The sequence below is a fragment of the Actinomycetospora cinnamomea genome, assembly GCF_003096675.1.
GTDB classification, from domain to species: Bacteria; Actinomycetota; Actinomycetes; order Mycobacteriales; family Pseudonocardiaceae; genus Actinomycetospora; species Actinomycetospora cinnamomea.
The window spans coordinates 1-1,089 of record NZ_QEKW01000047.1; the positions used below are offsets into that span (position 1 = coordinate 1).

Annotated in this window: 1 protein-coding gene and 1 pseudogene; both read right to left on the minus strand. The window is 66.6% G+C overall.

From position 1 onward, the window contains the following. A pseudogene (locus C8D89_RS28645) lies at nt 1-761 on the minus strand (IS3 family transposase); the annotation flags it as partial. Next, on the minus strand, nt 731-1,030 hold the full coding sequence (locus tag C8D89_RS28650) for a transposase (RefSeq protein ID WP_116711547.1): 300 nt from the start codon (nt 1,028-1,030) through the stop codon (nt 731-733). The gene C8D89_RS28650 and the pseudogene C8D89_RS28645, both read right to left, overlap by 31 nt. Nucleotides 1,031-1,089 lie beyond the last annotated feature (59 nt).

Below are 1,089 nucleotides of genomic sequence, written 5' to 3' on the forward strand. Positions count from 1 at the left end.
TCGAGTAGCTCGAGTTGCATGGTGCCCCAGAAGGACTCCATCATCGAGTTGTCGTAGCAGTCACCGATCGAGCCCATCGACCCGAGCAGGCCGGCAGCTTGCAGGCGTTGCCCGAACGCCCATGAGGTGAATTGCGAGCCGTGGTCGGAATGCATTATCGTGGAGTTGGCTGGAGTCGGGCGCCGGCGGGTAATGGCCATGCCGAGGGCGTCGGTGACCAGCGCGGTGCGCATGTTGTCATCGATGGACCAGCCGATGATTCTTCGCGAGTAGGCGTCGAGGACCGCCGCGCAGTACAGCTTGCCCTCGTCGGTGCCGTGTTCGGTGATGTCGGTGAGCCACAGCTGATCCGGTGCCTCGACGCTGAAGCGGCGCTCGACGAGGTCGGGGTAAGGGTCGGCAACGGGGTCGCGGACGGTGCAGCCGCGGCGTCGGCGCCGGTAGAGGCCCTGGATGCCGGCCTCGCGCATCAGCCGGGCCACCCGCTTGTGGTTGACCGCCAGGCCCAGCCCGAGGGCCAGCTCGGCGTGCACCCGCGGCCAGCCGTAGGTGCCGCGGGACTCCTCGTGGATCTTTTCGATGTGTTTGAGCAGCAACTCGTTCTCCTGCGCGCGGACAGACTTCGCCCCCGCGAGCCATTCGTAGTAGCCCTGACGCCGAACATCGAGCACCCGACAGGTCACCGCGACGTCGAAACCGTCGTCGGCGAGTTCACGGACCAGCGGGAAGACTACTTTGGGAGGACGTTCTCCCGCGCGAAGTAGGCCGCCGCGCGCTTGAGTATCTCGTTTTCGACCTCGAGACGACGCTTGTCTTTGCGCAGCTCGGCGAGCTCGGCGCGCTCTTTGCTGGTCAACCGATCGGTGTCGTTGCCGTCATCGGCGTCGGCCTGGGCCATCCAGTTCCGCAGGCACGACTCAGAGATCCCGAGGTCCTTGGCGATCGCGGCGACCGGCTGCTCGCCCAGGCGAGCCAGCTCAACGGCACGACGCCGGAACTCCGGCGGGTGAGGTGCGGGCACGAACGACATCCTCCCTGGCGGACCGGGTCCACCTCAGCTGACGTGTCCGGTACCAGGGGCCAACCTCA

Excerpts from the sequence above, each read along its gene's own strand:
- C8D89_RS28650 (WP_116711547.1), bottom strand. The coding sequence starts at position 1,030 with ATGTCGTTCGTGCCCGCACCTCACCCGCCGGAGTTCCGGCGTCGTGCC.